Raw genomic sequence first — 25,022 nt, 5'->3', positions numbered from 1 at the left:
CAGATTCCATCAAGGAGAGCCATGAACATTCCTGCCCCTTACCTGCTGATGCTGGGTGAAACCAAAGACCCTCTTGCTATCAAAACCGCCCGTGGTGTGCATTACTGGCGCCCGGAGAAATGCCTGGGCCAGCTCCGACTTAATGACGATGTACCATCATTGGGTTTACCCGAAATGGACATTGAAACCGCCGTGGAAAAAGGGGCAAAGACATTTGTACTGGGCACCGCCAATGCGGGTGGGGTTTTGGCTGAGCACTGGATCCCTATGATTGTCGATGCTATCGAGCGTGGCATGCATGTAGCGTCCGGTCTTCACCAGCGCCTTTCGGATATTCCAGCAATTGCAGAAGCAGCGAAAAAAACCGGTGTATCACTGTTTGATCTTCGCCACTACAAAGAAAAGCTGGATGTTGGCAACGGCAAAAAGCGCTCAGGCAAACGACTGCTTACCATTGGCACCGACTGTTCTGTCGGCAAGATGTTCACCACGCTGGCGCTTGAGCGCGAAATGCAATCCAGAAACCTCAAGGCGACTTTCTGCGCCACCGGCCAGACAGGTATCCTGGTAGCAGGGAAAGGCATTGCAGTGGATGCAGTGATTTCCGATTTTATCGCAGGCGCGACCGAAGCCTTGTCACCCGACTGCCCGCCTGATGAATGGCAATTGGTGGAAGGCCAAGGTTCGCTGCTTAACCCTGCGTTTTCTGGCGTGACACTTGGCCTGTTGCATGGCTCACAACCGGATGCATTGGTGCTGTGCCACGAAGCTAACCGCGAGCATATTCGCCACATGCCACACATGCCAATTCCAACCTTGCAGGACATCATCGACCTGAGCCTGAAACTGGCATCGTTGACCAATCCCAATCCGCGCTTTGTCGGCATGGCGATCAACACGTCTATGCTTAGCGAAGAAGACGCGAAAGCATACCTGCGGGAGATGGAAACCACCTACGGCCTGCCCGCGACAGATCCGGTGCGCTTTGGCGTTGCCAATATCATCGACAACTTGATCGATGTATTTGAGGAACAGGTTGAATGAAAATCACCGCGGAAATAGTCTCCTATACCCTGAAGCGCCCTTTCACTATCTCGCGCAGCAGCAGAACCAAAGCTGATGTGCTGCAGGTGACGATAGAAAAGGATGGTAAAACCGGTGTCGGGGAATGTTCCCCGACCAGCCGCTATGGCGAAAGTTTTGAGAGCGTCCAGGCACAGATTGAATCCGTCAACGGCAAGACGTTCGATCGCATGCAGTTGCAAAATCTGCTGCCACCGGGTGCGGCAAGAAACGCTCTGGATTGCGCCCTTTGGGCGATTGAACAAGCGACGTTTCCGTACAACTTTTCATTGCCCGCCAAAATCCAGACAGCCATGACAGTTTCCATTGCTGAGCCAGAAGCAATGGCAGATGAAGCCGCGCAATATGTCGCCCAAGGCGCGGGGCTTATCAAAGTCAAACTCAACGGAGAGCAAGTTGTTGAGCGGTTAATGGCGGTGCGCGCTGCCGCACCGGAAGCCACCTTAATTGTTGATGCCAATGAAGCATGGGGAAATATCGACATTGCAGGCACTATCAAGGCTATCGCGCCATTGAACATCGCAATGATCGAACAGCCATTCCCTACTGGCGATGACGATGCCCTGCTGGAATTGCAAAGCCCCATCCCGATCTGTGCCGATGAAAGTTGCCACACTGCGGATGATGTGGGTGCGCTGGTGGGCAAATACCAAATGGTGAATATTAAATTGGACAAAACAGGCGGTTTAACCGGCGCCTTTGCGTTAGAACAAGCAGCACGTTCGGCAGGGATGCAAGTGATGGTCGGTTGTATGCTCGGCAGCTCTATCGCCATGCGCGCCGCACTGCCTGTTGCGGCGACCGCTATTTTGGTCGATTTAGACGGCGCATTCCTTATTAAAGATGATGTTGAGAATGGGTTGGCTTATGAAAATGGCACCATATTGATCGAATAAATCGGCCAGGTCTGCGGGTTCGAAAAAGGGGTGAAACGGCGTGGCGCTGTTTCACCCCTTTGCTATTTGTGCGCAGATAATAACGATGTAGCCAACAAAATTGCGACAAAGTGTTAATGGCTATCTTGACCACTTTACAGGTCGCCCCTATTCTAGCGTACATGTGTACGCTGGATTTTGCGGTATTTAAAAATGGAATCGAAAAATACAAACAAACCGCCGATCATATGGTTAAACGTATCGGTATTCGTCATCACTTTCGCTGTCGCGGCCATTGGTACGCCGCTATGGGCCTACTACCATGGATTTGACTGGGCGCAAATCGCCATGTTCGTTGCAGCATTCAGTTTTGCAGGGCTTTCAATTACTGCAGGCTATCACCGCCTTTGGTCCCACAAAACTTACGAAGCCCACCCTGTTCTAAAAATGATTTTTGCTTTGGGCGGCGCATTTGCCCTGCAAAACAGTATTCTCCACTGGTCTTCCGACCACCGTATTCACCACCGCCATGTAGACAACAACGATATCGACCCTTATTCCGCTAAACGTGGATTCTGGTACTCCCATATCGGTTGGATGTTGCGTGAATATCAAAAACACCGCTATTCCGATTACAGCAACTGCCGCGATCTACAAAAAGACACAATCGTCATGTGGCAGCACAAGTATTATCTGCCATTGGTTCTGGCAACCAACTTCGGTATTCCTATCGCGTTTGGTTTGATCCACGGCGATTTCTGGGGCGCGATCATTCTGATTGGCTTTACCCGCCTAGTGATAAACCACCACTGTACGTTCTTCATCAATTCTCTGGCGCACATCTGGGGTAGCCAGCCATACACCGAGAAAAACACGGCGCGTGACAATGGCATTTTGGCACTGTTCACCTTTGGTGAGGGCTACCACAATTTTCACCACATCTTTGAGAACGATTACCGAAACGGCATCTACTGGTGGCAATTCGACCCTACCAAATGGCTGATCAAAGCGAGCAGCTGGATGGGCCTGACAACTAAACTCCGGGTGGTGCCTGAAGATCGCATCGAAAAAGCGCGTGCAACCATGATGCTGAAAAACATCCAGGCACGTTTGAGTGTGTCACCAAACACGGCGCACCGCCTGCAGATCATCGAGCAAGAGTATGATGCGCTGGTTGCACGAATGAGCGATTACTACGAAGCGAAAATGCGATTAATTGATTTGAAGAAAAAGAACCTGCTGAAAAAGTACGAGAAGGCGATTCTGGTACAACAGCTGCAGATTCTGAAAACCGATTTCAAACAGCAAAAACGCAGCTGGGCGACACTCACCGCCTCCTATGCGTAACATCGCAAACTGAAAACCAAAGGGCAGAACAATCTGCCCTTTTTTATTGTTCCCATTTCGTTGAAACTAACCAGCCGCGCATACAGGAAGTTTTCAATGATCACCATCCGTCGATATCAAGTGGGCGATGAGCCCAAGCTCTGGCAATTGTTCTTTCATACCGTCCGCCACATCAATATTCGTGACTATTCAACCGAGCAGGTCGAAGCTTGGGCACCAGACAACTTTGACGCCGAGGTTTGGAAGCAAAAAATCCGTGCACTGAACCCTTTTGTGGCAGAAATCGACGGCGAAATTGTCGGTTATACCGACTTACAGCCAGATGGCCTGATTGATCACTTCTTTACTCATCATCAACATCAGGGAAAGGGCGTTGGCCGGGCTTTGATGAATGCCCTATTCGAAGAAGGCGATAAGCAAGGGATCAGCCGGTATTACTCTCATGTCAGCATTACCGCTAAACCATTTTTCGAAGCGATGGGATTTAAAGTGATAACAGCGCAGCAAATCGAAGTTCGCGACGCGTTATTACAAAATTACATAATGGAAACCCAATCGGCATAGTTGCCGATTGGGTTTTGCAGTTAGCGTTGAAGCGTAATGCTGTTGCTTCGCGCAATTTTCGTTGTACCGTTAGAGTAACGGATATAAGCCACAACCTGCATTGTGTCGCCAATACTCATCGCAGCATTCGCGCCGAGATGATGCTCTCTGCCGGTTTCAAAGCTGATTGCTTCTGTTTGCTCAAAATCGGAGAAATCAATCAGACGAGGATCTTCACCTGGTGTTGGTGAAAATACACTTCTAATTGCGTATTCATGAAAAGCTACGCTTTCAGGTTGTGAGCCATCCTCTAACGGCTCAAATTTAAAATTGATGGTAAAGCCATAATTTCCCCATCCGGTATGGCCATTTGTTAGTTCAAATTTGCTGTAGGATGACGAGTCATAAATTTCTTGTTCTACGCGCTCTGGTGACACCTGTGCTTGAACTGCCCGGCGCTGCGCTTCAAGTTGATGTTCAGACAAGGCGATAGTCACCGGGATCTGTTTCTCAATGCCTACAAACTGCCAATCTGCATTTGAGCTCTGGTTAGTTGGGAAATACCAATACCCGCCTTCATGTTTTGCCTGAAAAAGTTCGGCTTCACGGGTGTGAGGGTTATGGTAAAGGAATAAGTCACCGTCATCAGCTTCGTCATTGTACTTCCAATAACGGACGCCATTCACGTTATAGCGGAAAGACATCGCTGTGATATCGGCGATACCATCACCTGAAATTTCTATGGCCTCGCTTTCATTCCCATAAGTTCCACTTACGGTAAGTGCATCAGAGTTCCCACTAAACGTCGTTACAACGGTATTCGCCGGAACACAAATTTTGGTGACATGGCCAATGTAAGTTTGGGGGAACAGGACTTGGCGTTCAGCAAAGCCGTTCTCAGGACCCGACTGGAATCCAGTAACCTGAGAATCAGTAAAAACTGTTACTTTTTCCAGAGAGTCACAGTCAATGGCCAAAGCATTAAAACTGGCGAAAATACCACCAATAATCACTGTGTTTATTAGTTTCATTGAAACATTCCTTTTGATTTATTTCTTGCCTCCATCGGCAGCAGCAATGCTAAATAACCAGTCAAACAGAACAGATCCGACTTCAAAAATGAGACTAATACAATTTATTCCACTCCACATAAGACTAATTGGTTAGAAAAAGTCGGTTGCAAACTAACACTTAACCTGAATGGCAAGATCTACTGATTAGAGCTCAACACAATGAACTTTAGCAAGTAAGAAAATACTAAATAATACGTCGTTAAATTAGTAGAATTTGAATAACAAAGCTGGTGGTTACAATTCTTTAAATCATGCACTCCAAAACCAAGCAAAAAATCAAAACCACACAAACTTTTAAAACTTGCATTCATGACAAGGAAGTGAATTTAGTTTGATATGTAATGAATGAAATATCTGATACATCCAAATCATTTATGAGATTTCAGTTGTAATGAAATCCAGAAAGACGAAAAAGCGTAAAAAATTATTGCGCTTTTTGTCTCATATTTGATTCGTTTTACTTCAGTTGCAGAGTGTGGAGAACGGAGTCTTCTCTTGAATTGGGCTATTCCCATCTTTGGCATTTACCTGAAAAATGCAGCACCTAGGCTTATTGGACGTAACCTCGAAAGTTATCCAGCATGATTCATCTCTCCCATGTTCTGCCGCTGATCGACAAACTGATTGGCACTATGAGCCCCAAAGAGGCTGTTCAGTTCAAAACTTACAAGAAAGATCGGGGATTCATCCTTTACTGTATCGCGCCCAATGAATTCCAGATTATTGAGAATGGCTTTAAGAACGAGAATTACCTTGGTGATGCGGTAAGAATCAAGAAGCAGGCAAAGAAGACGTTACATCGCGAGTTTCCCCGCAGCAACAACGCCTGGGTGGCGTATTTTCAGGATGTGGAATCCCCTTTCGATATCAAATCTCACCACGCAAAACAGATGAACCTGTTTTGAGTGACTTCATCACGTTCAAATCGCAGGTTGGCGAAACGCCTCCAGATCAATTTCTTCAACGCCACAAACAGCCTCAATCGTCGAAAGGTGACTTAATCTGTCCAGATAGTCGCTTAGCGAATCAAACGACATTGGAGATGTCTTCATGGGCATCGACCATCCCGCCAACATAAACAGGAAATAATCGCAGGCGGTTAACGTATCACCCAACAGGTATTGCTTTCCTTTCAACTGCGCATCAATGATCGACAAGACATCTGCGATCCGTTCCTCCTGGGCGGCTCTGATACTGTCACAGGCCAATTCTTCCGTCGTGTGCCTTTGTGGGTAATACCGAATCATCAACTCTGCCTGCAGTGTGTTATTCAAATACGCCATCCACTGGAAAAACTGCGGTCTTAACGGGCTACCCAATCGGGGAATAAGCTGATGTTCAGGATGGCTTTCACACAGGTGGATACAGATAGCCGAGCTTTCGAATATGGGTAAACCGTCCGCAACCAGCGTTGGAATACGCCCAGCCGGATTGAGCTTTAAATACGCTTGCGACTTTTGCCCATTCCCCTTTTTATCCACCAGCACCAATTCGTAATCCAGCCGCATATGATGCAATAGAAAATGGGGTGCCAGGCTGGCGTTGTTTGGGTAGTAGAAAAGCCGGTATTTCGGCGCGTTGCCCTTCATACTGATTCCCTACCCTCATCAAACTGGGGTAAATCATCGGTGATCTCATACCACTGGGCTTTGAATTTGGTGAAGATGTGGGCATCTGGCTTTAAAGGGATCGGGCTTTCCAATGTACCCAAGGTGAATTCCACCAATTTCCCTGTGCTGTCCGAAGCTTCAAACAACAGGCTGGAACCACAGTTTTCGCAGAATGTCCGTTTGGTACCGTTCTCAGCTTCGTAAACCTTCAACTTGTCAGCACCTTTGGTGAATCGGAAGTTTTCCGCTTTGGCTTCGCCAAATGTTGCGAATGCAGAGCCGTGAAATTTCCGGCACATCGAGCAATGGCAGTGTCCCATATCCGGTTCGATTTGATCGACTTCATAAGCAATTTGGCCACAGAGACATTGGCCTTTGAATGGCAGAGTTTGGTTTTTCATTGAGGCAATCCTTTTTCTGACTCTCTCCAAGCTACCTGCCAAGCGCCCTATCGACAACTCAAAAACAGAAGAATAGAATCCCCGGTCTCAATAACAGGCGGGTCATTGCCATGAGTAAAAAACCGACTCGCATGGACGCAATGAAACAGATCATCGAGCAGGTAAAGCAGGAACTTCCGCTCTATGAATCAGACACCTTTGTATGTGGGCCTGAAGGCAATTGCATCGGCTGCCCTAAAAAGCTGTTAGAAATGGTGGATTCAGAACTGACCTACTGGGAATCTGCCATGGCGCGAGGTATCACACCACAGTTCGATGAAATCCGCCGCTTCGGGAAAATGTGCACCAGCGTTCGCCGCGAATTGGTGCGAAACAACATTATCTCTGCGTAACACTGTCCTTTGTGGGCTGATTTGTCTTGTTCAATCAGCCCCCTTCCTACGGTATTTCTCCATATACGTCACACACTTGCACCAAACAATCCTAGTTAACTCCCCTATTATTTAGCGTATCAACCAGATAACGACATGTCATCGAGGAAAGATGTCAGACGCTAAATACACCCTTTACTACTGGCCGATTGCCTTTCGCGGGTGCTTTATCAGCTATCAGTTTGCTTACAAAAACGAACCGCTGACACTGGCAGGTACCTGGGAAAGCATTGCAGCAATGAATGCAGAGCAGCCAGAAGAGCAGAACATTCCCTGTACTGGCCCGCCGGTTCTGTTTGAACACGAAACCGGAAGGTACCTCAGCCAGACGCCCGCGATCATTTTGTACGCCGCAAGCAAGTTGGGACTCGCTCCCGCAGATCCTTATGACACCGCCATGTGTTTAAAAGTACAGATGGATTGCAACGACGTGTTGATGGAGATCTGTCGCCACAACGGCTCAACGATGTGGACGCGGGATGAATGGGTTCAGTTTCGCACCAAACGCCTGCCAAGATGGATGCGGGTATTTGAAGAGTCGGTAAAGCGTGGTTTTATTGGCAAAGAACAGGTCACCTTTGCGGATATCAGCGTGTTCGCCCTGTTTGGCACTATGACTCGCTGCCTACCTGAACTTGATGGCGACCTTCTCCAACATGCGCCGAATGTTCACCAGCTATGTAAACGCATGGGCGAAACACCCTCACTTGCCAAAGCCGTGGAACTTGATGAACAACGTGCAGGTAAAACCTATTGCGGTGGGCAAATAGAGGCATCGATTCGGGAGATGTTGGCGGGAGACCGCCAGGGTTGAATAGATTCAATGGATTTCATTTAGTCCTTTTAGGTAGCGTGATATTGGGTTTCGCCATGATCATTTTGTCTTTTACCAATGGTGCCGTTTTGCCAAAATCAGAATTGACCCAACTCAATGGTCAGATTGAATGGTTAGAAGTCAAAGGCAGATACAATGACACTTTGGCGTTTAAATTTAAGGGGATAGATACTTATCTCGTTTACTCTTCCATTGGTGGGCACATAAGCGAAGTTCACTCCGCTTTGACAACTCCAGGAGCGACAATTTCCGTTTTATATGACCATACGAGCTCACATACACCACCATTTGGTAGTCACTCCTATTTCACCATCTATGAACTAACAAAAGATGGGGTTACTGTCCGTAGCTACGAAAGTATAGTTGCTGCTTATGCAGAAAATAACGGATTAGGATTTTGGGTTGGCTTGGCGTTTTTATCCATACCAGTCATCTTTATCGTTTTGATAGTTCGATATTCCCGTAACCGACGCCTTTAAATCAGGCTTTACCCTAACCGTATCGCTACCCAATTCGATAAAGATAATTCGGGAGCTGTTGGCAGGAGACTTGGCACACTGATACTTACAAACCAAGTAAAGGAAGATTCCGACGCGCTTGGTAGGTAAACGCTACCTGAATGCAGGTTTTCAGCTCTGCAGCAGATAGCGGCTTATTCAAAGGAAACGTCAATTCTCTGTTTCCGTGGTATTGGAAAACATCAGGCATCACCTCCCGCAGGGTATCCACCATCAGACTTTGACAGTGAAAATAGAGAGAAATCGTCTCCGGTGATTTTGACTTCCAATCAAATCTGAGTGGAGTGCCACCTTTCACCGCATAGCTGGGCTCACCCCATTTCAGGCTCTCTTCAACCTTGAAGTTGTTAGCCTCTGCAATACTCAAGATCAACGACCTCAGTTGCAATAGTTTTGTTTTTGCTGGCTCTGGGTAACTGTCGAATTTTGCCTGGATATCCTTATCCATGATTAACCATTCCTATTTGCCGATGACGGGAAACCAAACCCTCTAGCCTTGGTCTCCCTCAGAAACATGCACCTTGACCATAACTGTCTGGAGCCTTGAGGCAAAACCGAATGACTAAAACTCACAATCCGCACTAAACGTCATCCGTTCTTTGGTATACGGATGATCAAAAGAAAGTTGCTCTGCGTGCAGGTGCAAGCGGGAATCCGGTTCGCCGTATAACGTGTCACCGACCATAGGCATGCTCAGCCCCTCATGGTGCGCGCAATGCACGCGCAGTTGATGGGTACGGCCGGTTTTTGGGTACATCTGTAATTTACTGCGTCCGTCTTTTACTTCGAGCAATTGCCAATATGTTGTCGCTGGCTTGCCATGTTCATAGCAAACTAGCTGTCTTGGTCTGTCATCCGGGTCGCCGCGCATCGGCAGGTTGATCTCACCTTCTGATTGTTCAACGATGCCTTCAACCATCGCAAGGTAGCGCTTCTCTACCCCACGGGTAATAAACTGCTTCTGCAGACTTTTGTTCGCACGGCGTGTCAGGGCGAACACCAACAGGCCGGACGTCGCCATATCCAGGCGGTGCAGCACAAACGGGCCTTCGACATCAGGGAACATGGCTTGGACGCGGGTATAGGCAGAATCGGTCACCGCTTTACCCGGCACTGACAGCAAACCAGCGGGTTTGTTGACCACCACAATCGCCTCGTCCTGATACACAACTTCCAGCGTTTTATCTTCGCCCCAGTTCTTTTCCAGCGGGTTTGGATCGACCTCCAACCCTTCCAGCATATGGCTGAGGATCGGATGACATTTTCCGTGGCACGATGGATAGAACTTTTGATGCTGACGGACTTCAGATTTCGGCGAAACACCCCACCAGAATTCGGCCATTGACAGCGGCGTGTAGCCGTGTTTGTAGGCGTATTGCAAAAGCTTCGGTGCCGCGCATTCGCCCGCCCCGGCAGGCGGTGTTGGGTTAGTGGTGGGTGCAAAAATCGCTTTCAGTGACTTCTGTTCGCCATTTGCGTTCAGGAAACGGTATTGCTCAAACAGCTTGTTCTGGAGCACGTTGGACAGCGCCTTGCGTTGCTGTTTGGCCTGTTCAATTTCTGAGGTTAATGCTGTCAGCTCTGATTGAGTGGCGGCAATTTTCCCGTCCCATTCCAGCTTTAAGTATTTAAGCGCGTTCTTCTCTGCCACGCTTTGTACAGCGAGCGCATCCAGTACTGCTTTCAATGCATCACCGGTCAGGTTTGCTTCTGCTTGCTGGCGCTGTTGCTTGCGTAGAGCGCGGCCTTCAATCATCTTCTGCCGTTGCTGTTGCTCAAGCGTTTTGTATTGCACTAAACAGTGCTGCAATTGCGTGCCAAGGATGTCGATTTGCGGATTCGCTGATAAGGATTTCACCTGCGCATTGAGTGCAGTAATCGCTTCCAGTTCGCGCGGGAAGAAGCTCTCTTCCGCCAGCATATCGAATACTGGTGGGACAAAGTGCGGCAGTAGGTTGTGATCGGCAATTTTGCCGGAAAATGCGCTGAAATAGCCCAGCTCACCCTTTGGAGAACGCACCAGGAGAACGCCAAACATTTTGCCCATGCGGGCGTCGTTTTCTTGCCGGGTTTCCGGATGCGCGTCCAACTCCAGCCCAAAGTCATGAAACCACGCTGTCTGGGTCAATAGATGTTGTTGTAATTCCTGCGCGGCAATCACACACAGTGGGTGCGGCTGATAGAAAAATGGAAAGGTAAACGCATCTGGCAACGCTAAGTGCGCAATATCGGCGTTAAAATGGGTAAACAGTGCGTGGGGTTGGTGCATGGCAAAACTTCTATCAGCGACACGATGGGCGCGCGATTGTACCTTTTTAGCCAAAGATTGCCACCTTTGGCGGGATTTTGGCGCAGACAGAGGGACAAAAAAATGCCCAACACAGGGTTGGGCATCTGGCGTCGTTATTGCTGGATAAACGAAAGCAGGATCTCTTCCAGTTCATCCCACGGCAGCGGGTCTTTGTCGATCACTTCGACTTTAGATTCCACGCCATCCAGGCTGATTGGCGTGACCGTCACCATCTGGTTCACCGCGTTGAACGCAAACATGCCGTCGTCAGTTTTCATCACCGCTTTCACGCGCTCAGCGTTAAGGTTGGAAAACAGGCCATAGAGCGAATCAAACGGGAATACAGTGTTCGGTTCAAACACCCAGCCACAGCTGACATAGCCCTGCCCTTTGTTTTCCTTGCGGCAGAATTTCTGACCTGGTTCAAGTTCAAACGGCGGCATTTCATCACCGTCATGGGAATGGTGGTGGGCGAATTGAGCGTTGCGGTCAACACGTGGCAATGACAGCCATTCTGGGTTCAGTTGACCCTGCTCGGCATAGCCTGCCGCCAGCTTGGCAATTTCAGAATTCGCCACATAGGCATCAAACGCGGCCAGATCTTCTGGCGAGGATAAATCGACCTTGTTGGCTACTACGACATCTGCCAGTGCCAGTTGATCCTGGAAATTCTGGTTTTCGGTGTAGCGTGCATCTGCGAAGTTGCGTGCATCCACCAGCGTGATGGTCGCATTGAGTTCGATATAGTTTTCGTAATGCTCAGAAAGCAGTTTGCCGATAATGTCTTTTGGGTGGCCAAGGCCGGTTGGCTCGATCAACAGGCGATCAGGATTTTGCGCCAATAATGCATTGATGCCGATTGCCATTGGCAAGCCTGCCACACAGCACATACAGCCGCCCGGGACTTCTTTGACTATCGCGCCCTGCTCGCTCAGGAATGCGCCGTCGACACCCACTTCACCAAACTCATTTACCAATACCGCCCAGTTTTCGTTTTCAGGCTTCTGTTTAAGCAAATTCAGGATTGCTGTGGTTTTTCCAACACCCAGGAATCCGGTGATGATATTTGTTGGAACTTTTTTCGTCAGTTTTTCGGCCATTTTTGTTTCCATGTACAGGCAGCACCAAGAAAGCGAAGTGTATCAAGCTGTTTTCAAGAAGGGAGTGTTTTTTCCATTTCTGACTGCAATTGAGCAAACTTTCAGCACATAGAAATGGTCTATCTCACTAAAAGGTAAAGATGATTGGTGCGTTTACGCATTGCTGATAACCTCAAAGTAATAAGAGAAAAACTCACTCTGGCGAGGAGAAACGAATGTTAAATCCAAACACTGCCAAGGCCGTGATTGATCACGCGCTGTTTTTGGGGGCAGATTTTGCGGAGTTGTTTGTTGAAAGACATCACTCCGGTAGCGTTGAAGTGCTTTCCGGTGACGTCGATAAAGTGAATTCAGGCATCGATTTTGGTATCGGTATCCGTCTATTTTTCGGCCATAAAGTGCTTTATGGCTACACCAACAGTCAGGATGAAGAAAAGCTTAAGCAGGTCACCTCCCTGCTGTGTGCGAAAGACAAACGTGACCAGATTGCACAAGCTGGCGCATTGAACTTCATGCAGCGCGAAGACCGCCATCCTGTCAGCCAGCCTTTCTCGACTAACAACCATGTTGAAGAGAAAATTGCATTCCTTAAGCGTGTTGACGCCCGCGCCCGTGCTGAAAGCGACAAAATCTCGCAGATTGTCAGCCGCATTCTTCAACGCGAGCAGCAGATTGAGATCTTCAACTCTACTGGCCTTCATGCGCAGGATACCCGCCATTACACCCGCATTGCTTCATCGGTTGTAGCGACTCTGGGCAATGAGCAGGCTACCGGTTACGAAGCACCGGGCATGCTGTCCGGCTGGGAATTTAACAGCCAAATCGACCCGGAAGCGCTGGGCGAAATGGCCGCCAAGCAGGCGCTGATTAAGCTCGGCGCATCAGCCTGTCCTTCCGGTGAAATGCCGGTAGTGATCGGTAACGGTTTTGGCGGCGTGATTTTCCACGAAGCCTGTGGTCACCTGCTGGAAACCACTTCGGTTGCCAAGAAAGCGTCGGTCTTCCACGACAAGATGGGCGAAATGATTGCAAACCCAGTCGTGAATGCGGTCGACGATGGTTTGATGACCAATGAATGGGGTTCTATCAACATCGATGATGAAGGCATGGAAACCCAACGTACCCAACTGATCAAAGATGGTAAGCTCACCAGCTTTATGGTTGACCACATGGGCAGCCTGAAAACCGGCTTTGAACGCACAGGCTCTGGCCGTCGTGAATCCTACAAATACGCACCGACCTCACGCATGCGCAACACCTTCATCGAAGCGGGTAATGATTCGTTTGAAGACATGATTGGCAGCATTGAGCGTGGTATTTACGCCAAGAAGATGGGCGGCGGCTCCGTGCAGCCGGGTACCGGCGAATTTAACTTCGCGGTGCAGGAAGCCTACCTGATTGAAAACGGTAAAGTGACCAAGCCGCTGAAATCCGCCACGCTTATCAGTACAGGTCCAAAAGTGCTGAAAGAGATCAGCATGGTGGGCAAAGACTTCGAACTTGCCGCCGGTATGTGTGGTTCAGTGAGCGGTTCTGTTCCCACCACGGTTGGGCAGGCAGCGCTGAAAGTCGACAATATCCTGGTAGGAGGCGGTAACTGATGAGCGAAATGAAAACATTGGAAAACGCCATTGAGCAGGTGCTTGAACTGGCGAGAAAAAGTGGCGCAGAAGCGGATGTGATTGCATCAAGCAGCGAAAGCTTCAGCCTGAAAGCCGATCAAGGCGAATTGTCTGAATACAAGGTAACAGCCAGCCAGGTGATTGGTGTTCGCGTGATCAAAGATGAGCACGTGGCGATCAGCTATTCCGAATCACTGGAGCCGGAAAACCTGGCACAGATGGTTGACCAGGCACTGACCAATGCCAGTTTTACCAAAAAAGATCCGCTGCAGAAAATCCGCGCGGAAGGTTTAAACATCAGCACGGATTATCCAGAAATCTACCAGCAGGATAACGCCACCGCCGAGCAAAAAATCGAGTTGGCGCTATCGCTGGAAGGCAAAATCCGCGAGAAACCACTGGCGAAAAGTGCCCCGTACAACGGTTACAGCGAAAACAGTTCCCTGCTGTTACTGGGCAACACACTTGGCGCCCGTTGTTCCCACCGCGAGCGCACACTGAGCTGCTATACCACGGCGCTGATTGACCACAACGACAAGCAAGCAATGCATATTGCCGCTTCTGTTGCCCGTACTTTCGACGGCCTGACGCCAGAGAAGATCATTGAAGATGCTTACCAAATGGCGGAAGCATTGCTGGAGGGTACGCCAGTTCCAACCGGTCAATATTCAGTGATCTTTGAACAGGACTGCCTGAACGAAGTGTTGGGTGCGTTTGGTTCAGTCTTCTCCGGCGAATGGGCGAAAAAGGGCATTAACCCTTGGCGCAATAAAGTGGGTGAACAGGTTGCCAGCCCACTGCTGACGCTGACCGATGTTGCCTATATGCCGGGTGGTCATGCCATTAAAGCATTCGATGGCGAAGGCTTCGCAACGGCAGATACACCACTGATTCAGGACGGTGTACTGACTGGCTTACTGCACAACTCAGCCACTGCAGCACATTTTGGCGTGGCACATACTCCGAACGCTGGCCGTTCGGCGAAAGGTTCGCTCAGCATTGCTTCACGCCATGATGTGATTGGCGCTGGCAAGAGCAGCGAAGCCGAAGTGACTGCAGGTGAATATCTGGAACTCGTTGAGCTTCAGGGTGTGCATTCGGGTGCGGACTCCGTCAGCGGCGAATTCTCGTTTGGCGCAAGTGGCTTCCTGTGCCGCGATGGCAAGCGTATCCAACCGGTTCGTGGCATTACGGTGGCAGGCAACTTCTACACCATGATCAAAGAGGTAGAAGCCGTCAGCAACACAGTGATCGCCAACTACGACGGTCACTTCTTCGCGCCTATGATCCGCTTTGCGCGACTGAGCATCGCCGGTAAGTAATATATAAAGAAAAAGCCCCGTATCGGCATACCGCTTGGTCATGTTGATACGGGCTTTTTATAGGACAAAATCATGCAGTCTTTGCCTATCACCACCCAGCGCCTCACCCTGCGTCTTCTCCATGAAAGCGATGCCGGTTTCATCAACCGGCTCTACAACACCCCGGGCTTTTTGTACTTTGTCGGTGACAAAAACATCCGCAGCGATATTGATGCGGCGGTATACCTGCGATCAACCTTGATTCCTATGTACAAAGAGCGGTTTATGGGTCTATTGGCGGTTGAGCTGAAAGACTCCGGTGAACCGATTGGCGTGTGTGGTTTAATTGACCGCGATACGCTGGATGATATCGATTTGGGGTTTGGCTACCTGCCCGAATTTGAAGGCAAGGGATATGCGAGAGAAGCGGCTGAGCTGATGATAGAAGTTGCCAGGAATACGCTGGGCATGACATCACTTATTGCTATCACGCTGGAAGATAACCACCGATGTTTGAGCTTGTTGGATAAACTGGATTTTGTTGAGCAATCGGGCTCGCGACCGGAACCCGATGTTATGCTGCTGAAACGTCGCCTCTGATTAAGCGCAATCTAGAGGAGCAAATCTTCTTCAATGCGCATAAAACGATCGGCGCTGTTGATCAGGGAATTAGCAGTCAGCGCCGGTACGCCGAACACAATGGCTTCTTTGCCATAACGTTCACGCACTTTGTTGAGCAGTAAATCAAAATCCCCATCACCGGAAAGCAGGATCACCGCATCGACTTCAGGCGCCAGTTCCATCACATCAATGGCGATACCCACATCCCAATCCCCTTTCGTGCTGCCATCGGCACGCTGAATATAAGGTTTCAGCTTCACTTCAAAACCGATATGGCGCAGTGCATCCTGGAATTTAATTTGCTGATCGTCATCGCGGCGGATCGCATAGGCAGTCGCATGCACCACCTCGCCCATCTCCTGCAATTTTTGCCACAGTTTGCGGTAATTAAACTGACGGCCATAAGCCTGTCGGGTGGTGTAATAGATATTTTGAACGTCTGCAAATACGGCAATTTTCTTCAAGGGGAATTCCGGTGTGCTGTTGTGAGATCACGGGGAGGATAACACACCGGAAGAACAAAAATCAGAACAGAGACAGGGATAGCGCCCAGATTGATAAAGTGATCAACATTGATGCCATACTAGGGTCTGTTGACCTTTGATGATGATTTTTGCAGCAGTTTGTGGGGATTTTATGCAAGGCAGAGGCTTCGATGTGTAGCTAGCCTACATGAGAAGCCGATAACACAGCAGAAATTCCCCACAAACGCTGCCCGAAGGGTTCTGCCCTAAGCGTTTTATGCTTTGTTGAGGTGTATTTGCTTAGAATAACTAGGCGGCACACACCTCGCCGCGCCTAAAACGCTTATGGCTAGAACAAAATTTAACCACCAAAGGTCAACAGACCCTAGGCACACCCACCAGCGATTTTTGTAAATGCCTCTTTCAGCGGATCGGCTTTCAGCACACGGCCGTGGCCCAACCCATCAGTTTCAACCAAGGTGACATGTGCATAGTTTTCAGAGGCTTCTTTAGAGACGCCAAATGGCGCAAACCGATCACCTCTATCATGGACGATAAACACGGGAGACTGGCGGTTACCGAGCTTTTTAAAAGGATCCACATCTTCGATACGCACGTTGTATTCATTGCTGACCGTTGATACCACTTCCCGGAAAAGTTTCATGGAGTAACCGGACGCTTCCACTGTACCGAACAGGTTGTCCCAATACTTGAGTACCGGAGCCACCAGAATGATCGGCTTACCCTGCAATGCCGGGTGTTCGCTTTCCAACAGCGTCGCACCTCCCATTGAATGAGCGATCACCCCTTCGATTTGCGCCTCTTTGTTCAAAATGCCGTCCAGCGCCATCAAAAAGGCTGGAATGCTCCCTTCTTTGCCTTCGCTTTTTCCGTGCGCCGGATGGTCGTATGCCAATGCAGTAAACCCAGCATCGGCGATAAACTGCATCAGGGGAAAGAATTGGTTGGAAGACCCAGACCAGCCATGCGTCAGTACCCAGGTTGGCCCTGAGCCCAAACGGTAGGTCATCATCTTGCCTTGTGATGTAGAAACCGCTTCTATCTTCATGCCTTGAGGGAGTGGGTTAATCTCTCTGCCTTTTGCTGGCGTCAGGAACAGTCGGCGCGCGGTTTTCAGAGCATGCTTCGGCGCGATTTTGTGGTGCAGTTTGCTGGCAACACTCAATGCACTGCGGCGAAAGCTAAACCGGTTATTGTTGCCAAAGTAGATTTTGCTACTCATGAAATGTCCCTCATCATTTTTAGAACGGTCGTGCTATTTTGAATTAATGAAAAAGCAGCCATGATCGTTTGCTGCTTTCCGTCTTCGCTTAACGCCTGATTTTCTCAAACAGGGAATCGATCCCTTTCCAGAATTTTGGTGAGCCTTCGGCTTCCAGCTTCAAGGTCTGGAACAGGTGACAGCTTAGGTACAATCCGTAGAGTTCATACACGGTTTGCCAGCAATCAAGATCTTGCTTGAATTCGCCGGTTTCGATCCCTTTTTCGAACTGAATATGCAGATAACCGAGCCATTTTTTAATGGTCACTTCCAGCGCTTGCTGCATGGTATCTTCTTCACTGTGGCTTTCCCGCCACGCATCCAAGAACATGCAACTGCCCTGAAAGGAGCCGTTCCAGGTCAGCCAGTTGTCCAGCAAATGACGGACTTTGGCCTCTACACTCGGGTGCGAGGCTTCACGGCATGGCGCAATTACACGGTCAGTAAAGCGATCACCGGCATACTCCACCACCGCTGCCTGAAGGTTGGCTCGGGCATTGAAATGGGCAAAAAGACCGCTTTTGGACATGCCTACCCGTTTTGCAAGTTCACCGATAGTCAGGCTTTCCAGCCCTTCCTGGCTCGCCATATCAAACGCTGCGGATAAGATCTGCTCCCGGGTCTGTTTCTTTTTGCTCATTAGGTATCACTCAATTCGTTAATTTCAAAATAGCACGAACGTTCGATTTATCAATTACCCATTCACTGGTCAGAGTTGCTGCAGGAAGGTTCTAAAACCACTGGCTGCACTAGGGCGTTTTGGGCTTCCACAGCTCCCTGATAATCAAAGCAACAGCAAACAAGCCGATAGATAAGACCGCCCTAAACAGGTTGGCATCATTCCAGCTAGCCCTGATCGCTTCCCAGTCTCCAGGCAGAGCCATCGGGTTCCACGATTCTGTGTAGTAGTTCAGGGGTAAATTGATAAACCGGGTAAACACTATGATGCCAAGGATATAGGCCAAAGCAATGACTAACCACGCCCAACCGGATATTCGTTCCCGTTTGGTGAACCAATAGACGGCAGTAAGCAGTGGCAACGCACCTGCGCCAAAGAAACAGAGAAAGAAACCCGCGTGACGGACATTCTGGTTAAACAAAGACTGGACGGTGGCATACATCTCACCGTTCACTTCTAACATGGCATAGTTGACGTTAAAACTGTAAGTGGCAAAAAAGCCCGCCATCAATCCCAGCAACAACGTCGACCCCAAACTCAGCACTGTTCCCATAACGCCTCCTTTCAATCGTGTTGAAAGCCAGTGTGTTATCTGAAGATTGATAGTGCCTTATCATTTGTTAAGTTGACGTTTAATCCTCGAAAGGGATTCAGGTGTAATGCCGAGGTAACTGGCGAGGTGCATGTCAGGAATGCAGTGAATCCAGTCAGGTTTTGTGGCGAGCAATTTCTCATAGCGCTGACCTGCGTTAAGTTGCAGCCAATCCTGCTCCCTTTCCATCTTTGCATTCAAGAGCCCTTCCACCCAAGGCAGCGAAAAACGTTGCCATTGCGTGTCCGTGAACGCCGCTTTAAAGCCGGAAACCTCCCAAGAGACGAGCGCGCTTTCGCAAAGGGTTTCGATAAAAAAACCACAGGGTTTGGTTTGGAGAGATTGGGTGACCGGCCAGAAAAACTCGCCGTCAACGAAGAACGCTTTGTTGTGCTCTTTGCCATCCCGGTCAAGGTAGTACAAGCGCACAGCACCGGAGGAAACCCAATAGCAATGACGCCAGATTTCTTCGGGACGGAGGATAATGCGCTGCGCACTACATCCAAGCGGCTTAGCACTCTGTTCAAGCATTTGCTGGATGTTTGGCTCCATCCCTTTCAGTAGCGGTCCAAATGGAATACTGCCCACTGGCATCTCATCTCTGGCTGCGGTAACCTCATTCTAGGCAACCCGCTCAGTCCCTGAGTGTTTCATTGCGTTGTCAGTCGATCTTCTTAATTTCTTGCCCCGGTTTGGCGTAGCTCAGCCTGCCAAGACGCTGCGTTGTGTGGTAGCTGTCCAGACCGGATACGGCGACTGTGCCGATTTTTTCGATATCCACGTAGCCATCTTCAGCGACCGCGTCCTCGCCAACGAAAATCTCGCCGATCTCACCAATCACTAATACCGTCCCGTTGATTTCCAGCGTCTGAATTTCCCGCACATCCAGCGCGTACTTCAACTGGCTTTCAGCCACAAAGGGCGGTAACACACCTTCTACATACTCCGGCGTCAGCCCAACAGCATCGAATTCAGAAATATCTGCATCATAGCGTGCCGAACACTGATGTGCCTGTTGCCAAAATCTGTCAGAAACCTGGTTGATCGTGTATTGGCGGGTATTAATGATGTTTTCCAGTGTATCCCGGGTGACAGAATGCGGGCGGATAATCATGCCCACCAGCGGCGGATTTGCGCCAATATGGAATACTGAGCTGACAATAGAAAGGTTGGTTATGCCGTTGTCACTGATCGTGCCGATCAGGTTGGCACTTTTGAAGCCCGAGAGACTATTAATCAGTCGGGCACGAAAGCGGTCTTCCAGTTGATCTAATGCTTGTCTGTTGAAATGCATTGGAAATTCCCAAGTCAGAGTTTCCTTGCAGTACCAGCCAAGAGGACATTTCGATCACCCGGACAACATCATTTAGCCGCCAAATTTGCGTCTATAGCGAGGCAACATACTCTCGTTGCCGATAATGCCGCCCTGATGGATGTAGAGCAGCGACTTACCCCTGTTTTGTGGCCGCCAATTTTCAAGGCAACGCCACATTAGCGGGTCGTAGAGCAGGTCAAATTCGACACCGGTTTGCTCAAGCAATGATTGCCACACCTGATAATCCTGCGGATAGAGCTTGCCAAAGTGGTGTTTGGTTTCAGGCTGCAAGACAGTTGGGAAATCTGTTTCACCCAGTTCCTTAAACTGCTCGATAAGATAATCGGTACCGCCCACACACGCGCAGGTCACTACCTCGATACCATGCGGCTTGAGGTGTTTGTGCAAAAAGAGAGCGGTGGTGCCTGTTCCTGAAGGCAAGGCGACAATCAAATTACTCTGTTGCGCCTCTTCAACCCAGGTAAGAATTTCCTGCGCCAACCCAGCAACGCCTTTTTCTGCAATCGGCGTGCGCCCACCTTCAGGCACGACCAAACACCCTTCGCCAGACCGATGCAAATGGATGTATTCAGATGGATGCATCGGTTTTGAGGCTAAATCAGACACCGCAAGAACCTTGGCACCAAGGTTTAACGCTGCCCGATAATTGCCAATCGGCGTCTCTTTGAGCCAGGCAGGAATGCGGTCAACATAGAATTCCAGCTGCCAGCCTTTCATGTCGGCCAGTGCCGCGAGGGAAAGCAGTGAATTGGCTTGTGGAGAGCCGTAGCCAATCAGATGGGTGACCGAAGGATCTTCCACTTCCAGCAACGCCATTAATTTACGCGCTTTATTGCCCGAAAAATGCGGATGAAGCTGATCATCACGTTTAAGGAAAAAAGTGAAGCCTTCAAAAGTGTGTTGTGTAACCGGGGTTTGGTTGAGTTTCATGGCATGCAGACTAAATTGCAGGTGGGCGGATTATACCTGCAAATTTGCCTTAACACGCAAAGCCTCTAGCCTGCGCCCAATTACCGCTTCGCCATGGGGTGTTCAGGGTTTAACTGGAGCAAATCCCAAAGGTTGCCATACAAATCTTCAAATACCGCAACCGTGCCGTAATCCTGCTCTTTCGGTGGCCGGATAAAATTGATGCCTATCGCTTTCATCCGTTCGTAATCTCGCCAGAAATCATCGGTATTCAGGAACAGGAAGACCCGTCCACCCGCTTGATTTCCGATAAATGCTTGTTGCTCGGGCTTTGAAGCTTTTGCCAAAAGCAATGTCACGCCATGTGATTTCGGTGGCGCAATCACCACCCAGCGTTTGTCCTGCTCCGGTTGGTAAGTGTCGTCAATCAGCTCAAACTGAAGCTTGTTGACATAGAAGTCGATGGCTTCGTCGTAATCCCTGACTACCAGCGCAATATGGACAATATTCTGTTTCATTGGCTTTCCCCATCAAGGTCAATCGCTGTTTCAAATTTCACCTGACGCATCGCGACCGAGGTATGGAATTTGCGGATATTCAAATCAGTGTGGAGCACTCGCTCAACGAAGGATTCATAGACTTTGATATCCGCGACATTCACGATTAGGACAAAATCGTAACTGCCTGAAATTTGATAGCACTGGGTTACTTCAGGTGCTTTGAGAATTGAGGCGCGGAATGTCTGGTAAATCTCTTTTCTGTCCCTTTCCATTTCAACAGAAACAATCAAGGTGAGCTTGTTTCCCGCCAGTTCAGGATTCAGGATAGACACATCTTTGGAAATCACCCCTTCATCACGTAACCGCTTTACCCGCTTCAAACACGCTGGCGGCGATAGCCCCACCCATTCCGCAAGTTCGACGTTGGGGATACGGTTATCTTTTTGCAGTGCAGTTAAAATGCGTTTGTCTATCCGGTCCAGTTCCATCCTTTCTCCTTCCGTAGCGCGAATATTTCCCAAATCGTCCATCTAAGGAAATCATCAAAACCACACTCAATGCAAATGGAAATCCTGTTAACCAAAATCGGAGTAATATTGAATCCTACAGTCTCAGAAGGATACGAGGGCTATGCAGGCAGTCACAGCATTTTTACGGCGCACACTGGGAGACAGCATCAACGTCGCCAAAACACTCTACAAGGTGATGATCCCTACCATCATCGTCGTGAAAATTTTTCAGGAAATGGGCGGTGTGGTCTGGTTTTCGGATTTTATCGCACCGGTAATGGGCGCTGTCGGGCTTCCACCGGAAATGGGGTTGGTTTGGGCGACCGCCATTTTCGTCAATATCTATTCGGGATTGGTCGTGTTAATCAATACCGATATCACCATGACGGTTGCTCAGGCTTCGATTCTCAGCTGCATGATGTTGGTTGCCCATTCCATGCCGGTTGAAGTGGGCTTGGCAAAAAAATCCGGCGTCTCCATCTGGTGGGCGGTCTTTTCCCGCATTGCCGGCGCCATGTTTTTCGGCTGGATTCTCTATCACTTTTTCAATGCCACCGGGTCACTGCAACAAACGGCGCATATTATCTGGCAACCATCAGGTGAAGGTGACAACGCCCTCGGCGCTTGGGCGCTCATCCAATTGCAGAATCTGGTGATGGTGTTTGTGGTGATATTCGGTTTGGTGTTGGTGCTCAATATTCTCAAAATCCTGGGTATTGAGCGTCTGATTGCCAAGGCTTTGAGCCCCTTTTTACGTTTGATGGGGATCAGCAAAGAGGCCACCAACTTAACCTTGATTGGCATCACCTTGGGCCTCTCTTATGGTGGAGGCTTGCTGATTAACGAAGCGCAGAAAGGACATGTTCCACCGCGTGATGTTTTCACCTCTATTACCCTGTTGGGGTTACTGCACAGTTTGATAGAAGACACCTTGTTGATGCTGGTGATTGGGGCGGATTTCACCACTATCTTCTGGAGCAGGCTGGTCTTTGCCCTTGTCATGGTTGGTATCGTATCGCGGCTGATCAGACTGGTTGAAGGCAAGCGCTATGAAAAATGGTTCTATCGCTCCGTCGTCCCGACGCAGGCCTGCCCTGCCCAATAACCGGAGGGCGCTTGTCGCCCTTTTTTACCTCCTTTCCAAATTCACTTACTCAAAGCCAGTCAAACCGCTATCATCTCGTCCATTCGTCTTTTAAGGATAAAATTATGATTCGCGCCTTTCGCACAGAAGATATGGACGCCGTGTTGGCGATTTGGCTTCAAGCCTCCATCAAGGCCCATGATTTCGTTGATGCCTCGTTTTGGCGCGGGCAAGTGGAGAACATGCGCAACATGTATATTCCAGCTTCCGAATGCTATGTCTTTGAGCGGGATGGTGAAGTGGCCGGATTCTACGCTTTATATGAAGATTTTCTTCCTGCGATCTTTGTCTCGCCGGAACATCAACGCCGTGGTATCGGCAAAGCGCTGTTAGACGACGCAAAATCTAAACGCAGTGAAATTACCCTTTCCGTCTATAAAGAAAACCCCGACAGCGTTGGCTTCTATCAGTCACAGGGGTTTGCGGTTGTCAGCGAGCAAGACGATGAACACACAGGCCACCCAGAACTCACCATGCAATGGTCAAGCAACTAGTGCCCGAAACACTTAAAGCGTAAGACTTACTCGAGCACGGCGACTTAACTCAGAAGGGTTATTTACTGGTAGCTGACCTTTATTTCAACTTCATAGGGCGTTTCCAATCGAATGGTTTCGCCCAGCTTTACGATCGTTTCCTGCGCCAGCACCTCACCGGTAAATTCGGTTTTTTTGTTTTCCAGCACATCGCGCCATACATTGCCCAACGACAATATTCTCGCATCGTTGAAACCATCAAAACTCAAAGTCAGGCAATCCTGCCAGTCTTTTCCACTGCCGGATTTTTCGTACTCCGCGCCCGTATTCCCTATGGTTCGCTTTGAGATCACAGCCAGCGCAAACTCAGCAACTTCCTGCTCTTTCCAGTTATCCATTTACATTGCCTCTCTTGCCTACCTGACGAAATTATAGACACAGTCATTGTTTTTGCTCTCATGTTTGAGACGCAATACGCAAATACTGTTTATTTGTACAGCTATAATTCTGCATCTCTCTTTCAGTCAGGAACCGACATGTTTACAGCGCATTATCTGTATGACTTCATCGTCAAAGCCAAGGCCAATTCCTATGTCGCGCGCGCACCAAAATGCCAATCCAGCAGGACTGGCTCCCACGATATCCGTTTTGAAGAAGGCCCGTTTTCTTATCTCGACAGCTACTTTGGTGGCACCGATTTCCTTGGTCAGGAAGTCGTTTATTTTGAAGGTAAACCCGTTTGGGCAATGAATTACTATGGAAGGATCATCAGGCCTGCCACCTATAACGCGGAGATGGCAGGCAATGCTGTAATGGCGAGTTTGGCAAACCTATACCAAACCGGTCACTTTTTGGGTGACTCCGTGAACGAAACACCCTGGGGGACTTACCACGATACCAACCTTGGCGATGTCGAGCATTTTAAAGGCTATGAGTGGATCGTGTTTGACGGCAAAAAAGTCTATGAACTTCACTACCACGGCGGGCTAATCAAAGACTAGGGTCTGTTGACCTAGCGTCGCCACCACGTTAGCAAGTGGAACAGCGCAAACAGACCATGCCCCCACACATAGGCTTCAATAGCGCCTACTGCGGTCTTGTGAATCGCCAGAAAATCCGGATCTGAGGTGTTATTACTCAGGAAGGAGATCATCCAAAGTGTCCCGGTAACGGCTGCCAGCAATAACGCCAGCAGCCCAAGACCTTCTATGGTTGCAGCTAACCCTGCCGGTCTTGCTTCCGGCAATTTAAAGGTCAGCAATACCTTAATGTCTTCAATAATCCTGCCTACGTTGCCGCTAAGCCACGGGTAGAGATCCGTCACTTTACGCCTACTCAATACCACGACGAAAAACACGGTCGCGAACATCAGCAACCCCAATCCCCCGTACATGTGGGTGTAATCAATCCAGGTCAATCCAGCGGCGGTGGTGTCACCTTTCACGTGCATGCCCGAAGAGGTTAATAGCTGTAAAAGCACCCAG

The 25,022-nt window shown here is 49.2% G+C and carries 31 protein-coding genes; 14 read left to right on the top strand and 17 right to left on the bottom strand.

Features of this window, described 5'->3' with window-relative positions; translation table 11 throughout:
* Positions 1 to 21: 21 nt before the first annotated feature.
* The 4 genes from dgcN (at position 22) to KU854_RS00975 (ending at position 3,869) form a co-directional block, all read left to right on the top strand.
* A complete protein-coding gene (gene dgcN, locus KU854_RS00990; RefSeq protein WP_218356632.1) occupies positions 22 to 1,044 on the top strand; it encodes an N-acetyltransferase DgcN in 1,023 nt (340 codons plus the stop codon).
* Positions 1,041 to 1,979 carry an enolase C-terminal domain-like protein gene (locus tag KU854_RS00985; protein ID WP_218356631.1) on the top strand — a complete coding sequence of 313 codons (939 nt, stop codon included), beginning with the start codon at positions 1,041 to 1,043 and terminating at the stop codon, positions 1,977 to 1,979. Before dgcN ends, KU854_RS00985 begins: the two co-directional genes overlap by 4 nt.
* A gap of 192 nt (positions 1,980 to 2,171) precedes the next feature.
* Positions 2,172 to 3,305 carry an acyl-CoA desaturase gene (locus KU854_RS00980; protein ID WP_218356630.1) on the top strand — a complete coding sequence of 378 codons (1,134 nt, stop codon included), beginning with the start codon at positions 2,172 to 2,174 and terminating at the stop codon, positions 3,303 to 3,305.
* A gap of 96 nt (positions 3,306 to 3,401) precedes the next feature.
* Positions 3,402 to 3,869: a GNAT family N-acetyltransferase gene (locus KU854_RS00975; protein WP_218356629.1), complete on the top strand. Its 468-nt coding sequence runs from the start codon at positions 3,402 to 3,404 to the stop codon at positions 3,867 to 3,869.
* 20 nt (positions 3,870 to 3,889) lie between these two features.
* Here the strand turns inward: KU854_RS00975 and KU854_RS00970 are convergent, their stop codons facing one another.
* Positions 3,890 to 4,879, bottom strand: a complete 990-nt coding sequence (locus KU854_RS00970; protein WP_218356628.1) for a hypothetical protein — start codon at positions 4,877 to 4,879, stop codon at positions 3,890 to 3,892.
* A 623-nt stretch (positions 4,880 to 5,502) separates the two neighbouring features.
* Between KU854_RS00970 and KU854_RS00965 the strand changes: the two genes are divergently transcribed.
* Positions 5,503 to 5,826 (top strand): hypothetical protein, encoded by a 324-nt coding sequence (locus KU854_RS00965; protein WP_218356627.1) that lies wholly within the window; start codon positions 5,503 to 5,505, stop codon positions 5,824 to 5,826.
* Between the two features lie 15 nt (positions 5,827 to 5,841).
* On the opposite strand, the gene KU854_RS00960 is transcribed toward KU854_RS00965, so the two are convergent.
* Together KU854_RS00960 and KU854_RS00955 are read right to left on the bottom strand one after the other, a co-directional pair.
* Positions 5,842 to 6,510 (bottom strand): glutathione S-transferase family protein, encoded by a 669-nt coding sequence (locus tag KU854_RS00960; RefSeq protein WP_218356626.1) that lies wholly within the window; start codon positions 6,508 to 6,510, stop codon positions 5,842 to 5,844.
* Positions 6,507 to 6,932, bottom strand: a complete 426-nt coding sequence (locus KU854_RS00955; protein ID WP_218356625.1) for a GFA family protein — start codon at positions 6,930 to 6,932, stop codon at positions 6,507 to 6,509. Before KU854_RS00955 ends, KU854_RS00960 begins: the two co-directional genes overlap by 4 nt.
* Before the next feature lie 110 nt (positions 6,933 to 7,042).
* Between KU854_RS00955 and KU854_RS00950 the strand changes: the two genes are divergently transcribed.
* The 3 genes from KU854_RS00950 (at position 7,043) to KU854_RS00940 (ending at position 8,677) form a co-directional block, all read left to right on the top strand.
* Positions 7,043 to 7,324 carry a hypothetical protein gene (locus KU854_RS00950; RefSeq protein ID WP_218356624.1) on the top strand — a complete coding sequence of 94 codons (282 nt, stop codon included), beginning with the start codon at positions 7,043 to 7,045 and terminating at the stop codon, positions 7,322 to 7,324.
* Between the two features lie 151 nt (positions 7,325 to 7,475).
* Entirely contained in the window at positions 7,476 to 8,177 is a 702-nt protein-coding gene (locus KU854_RS00945) for a glutathione S-transferase (RefSeq protein WP_218356623.1), read from the top strand.
* Positions 8,178 to 8,233: 56 nt separating this feature from the next.
* Positions 8,234 to 8,677 carry a hypothetical protein gene (locus KU854_RS00940; RefSeq protein ID WP_218356622.1) on the top strand — a complete coding sequence of 148 codons (444 nt, stop codon included), beginning with the start codon at positions 8,234 to 8,236 and terminating at the stop codon, positions 8,675 to 8,677.
* An 85-nt stretch (positions 8,678 to 8,762) separates the two neighbouring features.
* On the opposite strand, the gene KU854_RS00935 is transcribed toward KU854_RS00940, so the two are convergent.
* The 3 genes from KU854_RS00935 to KU854_RS00925 all read right to left on the bottom strand — a co-directional run bounded on the left by KU854_RS00935 (position 8,763) and on the right by KU854_RS00925 (position 12,106).
* On the bottom strand, positions 8,763 to 9,164 hold the full coding sequence (locus KU854_RS00935; protein ID WP_218356621.1) for a DUF1801 domain-containing protein: 402 nt from the start codon (positions 9,162 to 9,164) through the stop codon (positions 8,763 to 8,765).
* A 114-nt stretch (positions 9,165 to 9,278) separates the two neighbouring features.
* On the bottom strand, positions 9,279 to 10,985 hold the full coding sequence (locus tag KU854_RS00930) for an RluA family pseudouridine synthase (protein WP_218356866.1): 1,707 nt from the start codon (positions 10,983 to 10,985) through the stop codon (positions 9,279 to 9,281).
* A 134-nt stretch (positions 10,986 to 11,119) separates the two neighbouring features.
* A complete protein-coding gene (locus KU854_RS00925; protein ID WP_218356620.1) occupies positions 11,120 to 12,106 on the bottom strand; it encodes a CobW family GTP-binding protein in 987 nt (328 codons plus the stop codon).
* A 215-nt stretch (positions 12,107 to 12,321) separates the two neighbouring features.
* On the opposite strand from KU854_RS00925, the gene KU854_RS00920 reads away from it, so the two are divergent.
* The 3 genes from KU854_RS00920 to KU854_RS00910 all read left to right on the top strand — a co-directional run bounded on the left by KU854_RS00920 (position 12,322) and on the right by KU854_RS00910 (position 15,629).
* The gene (locus KU854_RS00920; protein ID WP_218356619.1) at positions 12,322 to 13,707 is read left to right on the top strand and encodes a TldD/PmbA family protein; all 1,386 of its coding nucleotides are present in this window, start codon (positions 12,322 to 12,324) and stop codon (positions 13,705 to 13,707) included.
* The gene (locus KU854_RS00915) at positions 13,707 to 15,050 is read left to right on the top strand and encodes a TldD/PmbA family protein (protein WP_218356618.1); all 1,344 of its coding nucleotides are present in this window, start codon (positions 13,707 to 13,709) and stop codon (positions 15,048 to 15,050) included. The genes KU854_RS00920 and KU854_RS00915 overlap by 1 nt, the downstream gene beginning before the upstream one ends.
* Positions 15,051 to 15,122: 72 nt before the next feature.
* The gene (locus KU854_RS00910) at positions 15,123 to 15,629 is read left to right on the top strand and encodes a GNAT family N-acetyltransferase (RefSeq protein ID WP_218356617.1); all 507 of its coding nucleotides are present in this window, start codon (positions 15,123 to 15,125) and stop codon (positions 15,627 to 15,629) included.
* An 11-nt stretch (positions 15,630 to 15,640) separates the two neighbouring features.
* Here the strand turns inward: KU854_RS00910 and KU854_RS00905 are convergent, their stop codons facing one another.
* The 9 genes from KU854_RS00905 to KU854_RS00865 all read right to left on the bottom strand — a co-directional run bounded on the left by KU854_RS00905 (position 15,641) and on the right by KU854_RS00865 (position 21,900).
* Positions 15,641 to 16,114, bottom strand: coding sequence for an NYN domain-containing protein (locus KU854_RS00905; RefSeq protein ID WP_054779773.1), 474 nt, complete (start codon positions 16,112 to 16,114; stop codon positions 15,641 to 15,643).
* Between the two features lie 385 nt (positions 16,115 to 16,499).
* Positions 16,500 to 17,357 carry an alpha/beta hydrolase gene (locus KU854_RS00900; RefSeq protein ID WP_054780659.1) on the bottom strand — a complete coding sequence of 286 codons (858 nt, stop codon included), beginning with the start codon at positions 17,355 to 17,357 and terminating at the stop codon, positions 16,500 to 16,502.
* An 88-nt stretch (positions 17,358 to 17,445) separates the two neighbouring features.
* Positions 17,446 to 18,036 carry a TetR/AcrR family transcriptional regulator gene (locus KU854_RS00895; RefSeq protein WP_218356616.1) on the bottom strand — a complete coding sequence of 197 codons (591 nt, stop codon included), beginning with the start codon at positions 18,034 to 18,036 and terminating at the stop codon, positions 17,446 to 17,448.
* A 109-nt stretch (positions 18,037 to 18,145) separates the two neighbouring features.
* Positions 18,146 to 18,628 (bottom strand): anthrone oxygenase family protein, encoded by a 483-nt coding sequence (locus tag KU854_RS00890; RefSeq protein ID WP_218356615.1) that lies wholly within the window; start codon positions 18,626 to 18,628, stop codon positions 18,146 to 18,148.
* A 60-nt stretch (positions 18,629 to 18,688) separates the two neighbouring features.
* The gene (locus KU854_RS00885) at positions 18,689 to 19,255 is read right to left on the bottom strand and encodes a Crp/Fnr family transcriptional regulator (RefSeq protein ID WP_218356614.1); all 567 of its coding nucleotides are present in this window, start codon (positions 19,253 to 19,255) and stop codon (positions 18,689 to 18,691) included.
* A 73-nt stretch (positions 19,256 to 19,328) separates the two neighbouring features.
* Entirely contained in the window at positions 19,329 to 19,961 is a 633-nt protein-coding gene (locus tag KU854_RS00880; RefSeq protein ID WP_218356613.1) for a flavin reductase family protein, read from the bottom strand.
* Between the two features lie 72 nt (positions 19,962 to 20,033).
* A complete protein-coding gene (locus tag KU854_RS00875) occupies positions 20,034 to 20,933 on the bottom strand; it encodes a 1-aminocyclopropane-1-carboxylate deaminase/D-cysteine desulfhydrase (RefSeq protein ID WP_218356612.1) in 900 nt (299 codons plus the stop codon).
* 80 nt (positions 20,934 to 21,013) lie between these two features.
* Positions 21,014 to 21,430, bottom strand: coding sequence for a VOC family protein (locus KU854_RS00870; RefSeq protein ID WP_218356611.1), 417 nt, complete (start codon positions 21,428 to 21,430; stop codon positions 21,014 to 21,016).
* The gene (locus KU854_RS00865; protein WP_218356610.1) at positions 21,427 to 21,900 is read right to left on the bottom strand and encodes an Lrp/AsnC family transcriptional regulator; all 474 of its coding nucleotides are present in this window, start codon (positions 21,898 to 21,900) and stop codon (positions 21,427 to 21,429) included. Before KU854_RS00865 ends, KU854_RS00870 begins: the two co-directional genes overlap by 4 nt.
* A 142-nt stretch (positions 21,901 to 22,042) precedes the next feature.
* On the opposite strand from KU854_RS00865, the gene KU854_RS00860 reads away from it, so the two are divergent.
* Both KU854_RS00860 and KU854_RS00855 read left to right on the top strand, forming a co-directional pair.
* Entirely contained in the window at positions 22,043 to 23,026 is a 984-nt protein-coding gene (locus KU854_RS00860) for a hypothetical protein (RefSeq protein WP_218356609.1), read from the top strand.
* Between the two features lie 104 nt (positions 23,027 to 23,130).
* Positions 23,131 to 23,559, top strand: a complete 429-nt coding sequence (locus KU854_RS00855) for an N-acetyltransferase (protein ID WP_218356608.1) — start codon at positions 23,131 to 23,133, stop codon at positions 23,557 to 23,559.
* A 62-nt stretch (positions 23,560 to 23,621) separates the two neighbouring features.
* On the opposite strand, the gene KU854_RS00850 is transcribed toward KU854_RS00855, so the two are convergent.
* On the bottom strand, positions 23,622 to 23,936 hold the full coding sequence (locus KU854_RS00850; protein WP_218356607.1) for a hypothetical protein: 315 nt from the start codon (positions 23,934 to 23,936) through the stop codon (positions 23,622 to 23,624).
* A 138-nt stretch (positions 23,937 to 24,074) separates the two neighbouring features.
* Here KU854_RS00850 and KU854_RS00845 point away from each other — a divergent pair, with 138 nt between their 5' ends.
* A complete protein-coding gene (locus tag KU854_RS00845) occupies positions 24,075 to 24,539 on the top strand; it encodes a DUF5680 domain-containing protein (RefSeq protein ID WP_218356606.1) in 465 nt (154 codons plus the stop codon).
* A gap of 11 nt (positions 24,540 to 24,550) precedes the next feature.
* Here the strand turns inward: KU854_RS00845 and KU854_RS00840 are convergent, their stop codons facing one another.
* Positions 24,551 to 24,988 carry a hypothetical protein gene (locus KU854_RS00840; RefSeq protein WP_255555350.1) on the bottom strand — a complete coding sequence of 146 codons (438 nt, stop codon included), beginning with the start codon at positions 24,986 to 24,988 and terminating at the stop codon, positions 24,551 to 24,553.
* Positions 24,989 to 25,022 lie beyond the last annotated feature (34 nt).

Source organism: Enterovibrio paralichthyis (assembly GCF_019209835.1).
GTDB lineage: Bacteria > Pseudomonadota > Gammaproteobacteria > Enterobacterales > Vibrionaceae > Enterovibrio > Enterovibrio paralichthyis.
Note: the sequence above shows the minus strand (reverse complement) of the source record. Positions and strands in the feature narration are given on the sequence as shown.

What these genes read in the sequence shown, in the direction of transcription:
- dgcN (WP_218356632.1), top strand. Translation starts at nt 22, where the DNA reads ATGAACATTCCTGCCCCTTACCTGCTGATGCTGGGTGAAACCAAAGAC.
- KU854_RS00985 (WP_218356631.1), top strand. Translation starts at nt 1,041, where the DNA reads ATGAAAATCACCGCGGAAATAGTCTCCTATACCCTGAAGCGCCCTTTC.
- KU854_RS00980 (WP_218356630.1), top strand. Translation starts at nt 2,172, where the DNA reads ATGGAATCGAAAAATACAAACAAACCGCCGATCATATGGTTAAACGTA.
- KU854_RS00975 (WP_218356629.1), top strand. Translation starts at nt 3,402, where the DNA reads ATGATCACCATCCGTCGATATCAAGTGGGCGATGAGCCCAAGCTCTGG.
- KU854_RS00970 (WP_218356628.1), bottom strand. Translation starts at nt 4,879, where the DNA reads ATGAAACTAATAAACACAGTGATTATTGGTGGTATTTTCGCCAGTTTT.
- KU854_RS00965 (WP_218356627.1), top strand. Translation starts at nt 5,503, where the DNA reads ATGATTCATCTCTCCCATGTTCTGCCGCTGATCGACAAACTGATTGGC.
- KU854_RS00960 (WP_218356626.1), bottom strand. Translation starts at nt 6,510, where the DNA reads ATGAAGGGCAACGCGCCGAAATACCGGCTTTTCTACTACCCAAACAAC.
- KU854_RS00955 (WP_218356625.1), bottom strand. Translation starts at nt 6,932, where the DNA reads ATGAAAAACCAAACTCTGCCATTCAAAGGCCAATGTCTCTGTGGCCAA.
- KU854_RS00950 (WP_218356624.1), top strand. Translation starts at nt 7,043, where the DNA reads ATGAGTAAAAAACCGACTCGCATGGACGCAATGAAACAGATCATCGAG.
- KU854_RS00945 (WP_218356623.1), top strand. Translation starts at nt 7,476, where the DNA reads ATGTCAGACGCTAAATACACCCTTTACTACTGGCCGATTGCCTTTCGC.
- KU854_RS00940 (WP_218356622.1), top strand. Translation starts at nt 8,234, where the DNA reads ATGATCATTTTGTCTTTTACCAATGGTGCCGTTTTGCCAAAATCAGAA.
- KU854_RS00935 (WP_218356621.1), bottom strand. Translation starts at nt 9,164, where the DNA reads ATGGATAAGGATATCCAGGCAAAATTCGACAGTTACCCAGAGCCAGCA.
- KU854_RS00930 (WP_218356866.1), bottom strand. Translation starts at nt 10,985, where the DNA reads ATGCACCAACCCCACGCACTGTTTACCCATTTTAACGCCGATATTGCG.
- KU854_RS00925 (WP_218356620.1), bottom strand. Translation starts at nt 12,106, where the DNA reads ATGGCCGAAAAACTGACGAAAAAAGTTCCAACAAATATCATCACCGGA.
- KU854_RS00920 (WP_218356619.1), top strand. Translation starts at nt 12,322, where the DNA reads ATGTTAAATCCAAACACTGCCAAGGCCGTGATTGATCACGCGCTGTTT.
- KU854_RS00915 (WP_218356618.1), top strand. Translation starts at nt 13,707, where the DNA reads ATGAGCGAAATGAAAACATTGGAAAACGCCATTGAGCAGGTGCTTGAA.
- KU854_RS00910 (WP_218356617.1), top strand. Translation starts at nt 15,123, where the DNA reads ATGCAGTCTTTGCCTATCACCACCCAGCGCCTCACCCTGCGTCTTCTC.
- KU854_RS00900 (WP_054780659.1), bottom strand. Translation starts at nt 17,357, where the DNA reads ATGAGTAGCAAAATCTACTTTGGCAACAATAACCGGTTTAGCTTTCGC.
- KU854_RS00895 (WP_218356616.1), bottom strand. Translation starts at nt 18,036, where the DNA reads ATGAGCAAAAAGAAACAGACCCGGGAGCAGATCTTATCCGCAGCGTTT.
- KU854_RS00890 (WP_218356615.1), bottom strand. Translation starts at nt 18,628, where the DNA reads ATGGGAACAGTGCTGAGTTTGGGGTCGACGTTGTTGCTGGGATTGATG.
- KU854_RS00880 (WP_218356613.1), bottom strand. Translation starts at nt 19,961, where the DNA reads ATGCATTTCAACAGACAAGCATTAGATCAACTGGAAGACCGCTTTCGT.
- KU854_RS00875 (WP_218356612.1), bottom strand. Translation starts at nt 20,933, where the DNA reads ATGAAACTCAACCAAACCCCGGTTACACAACACACTTTTGAAGGCTTC.
- KU854_RS00870 (WP_218356611.1), bottom strand. Translation starts at nt 21,430, where the DNA reads ATGAAACAGAATATTGTCCATATTGCGCTGGTAGTCAGGGATTACGAC.
- KU854_RS00865 (WP_218356610.1), bottom strand. Translation starts at nt 21,900, where the DNA reads ATGGAACTGGACCGGATAGACAAACGCATTTTAACTGCACTGCAAAAA.
- KU854_RS00860 (WP_218356609.1), top strand. Translation starts at nt 22,043, where the DNA reads ATGCAGGCAGTCACAGCATTTTTACGGCGCACACTGGGAGACAGCATC.
- KU854_RS00855 (WP_218356608.1), top strand. Translation starts at nt 23,131, where the DNA reads ATGATTCGCGCCTTTCGCACAGAAGATATGGACGCCGTGTTGGCGATT.
- KU854_RS00850 (WP_218356607.1), bottom strand. Translation starts at nt 23,936, where the DNA reads ATGGATAACTGGAAAGAGCAGGAAGTTGCTGAGTTTGCGCTGGCTGTG.
- KU854_RS00845 (WP_218356606.1), top strand. Translation starts at nt 24,075, where the DNA reads ATGTTTACAGCGCATTATCTGTATGACTTCATCGTCAAAGCCAAGGCC.
- KU854_RS00840 (WP_255555350.1), bottom strand. Translation starts at nt 24,988, where the DNA reads ATGCACGTGAAAGGTGACACCACCGCCGCTGGATTGACCTGGATTGAT.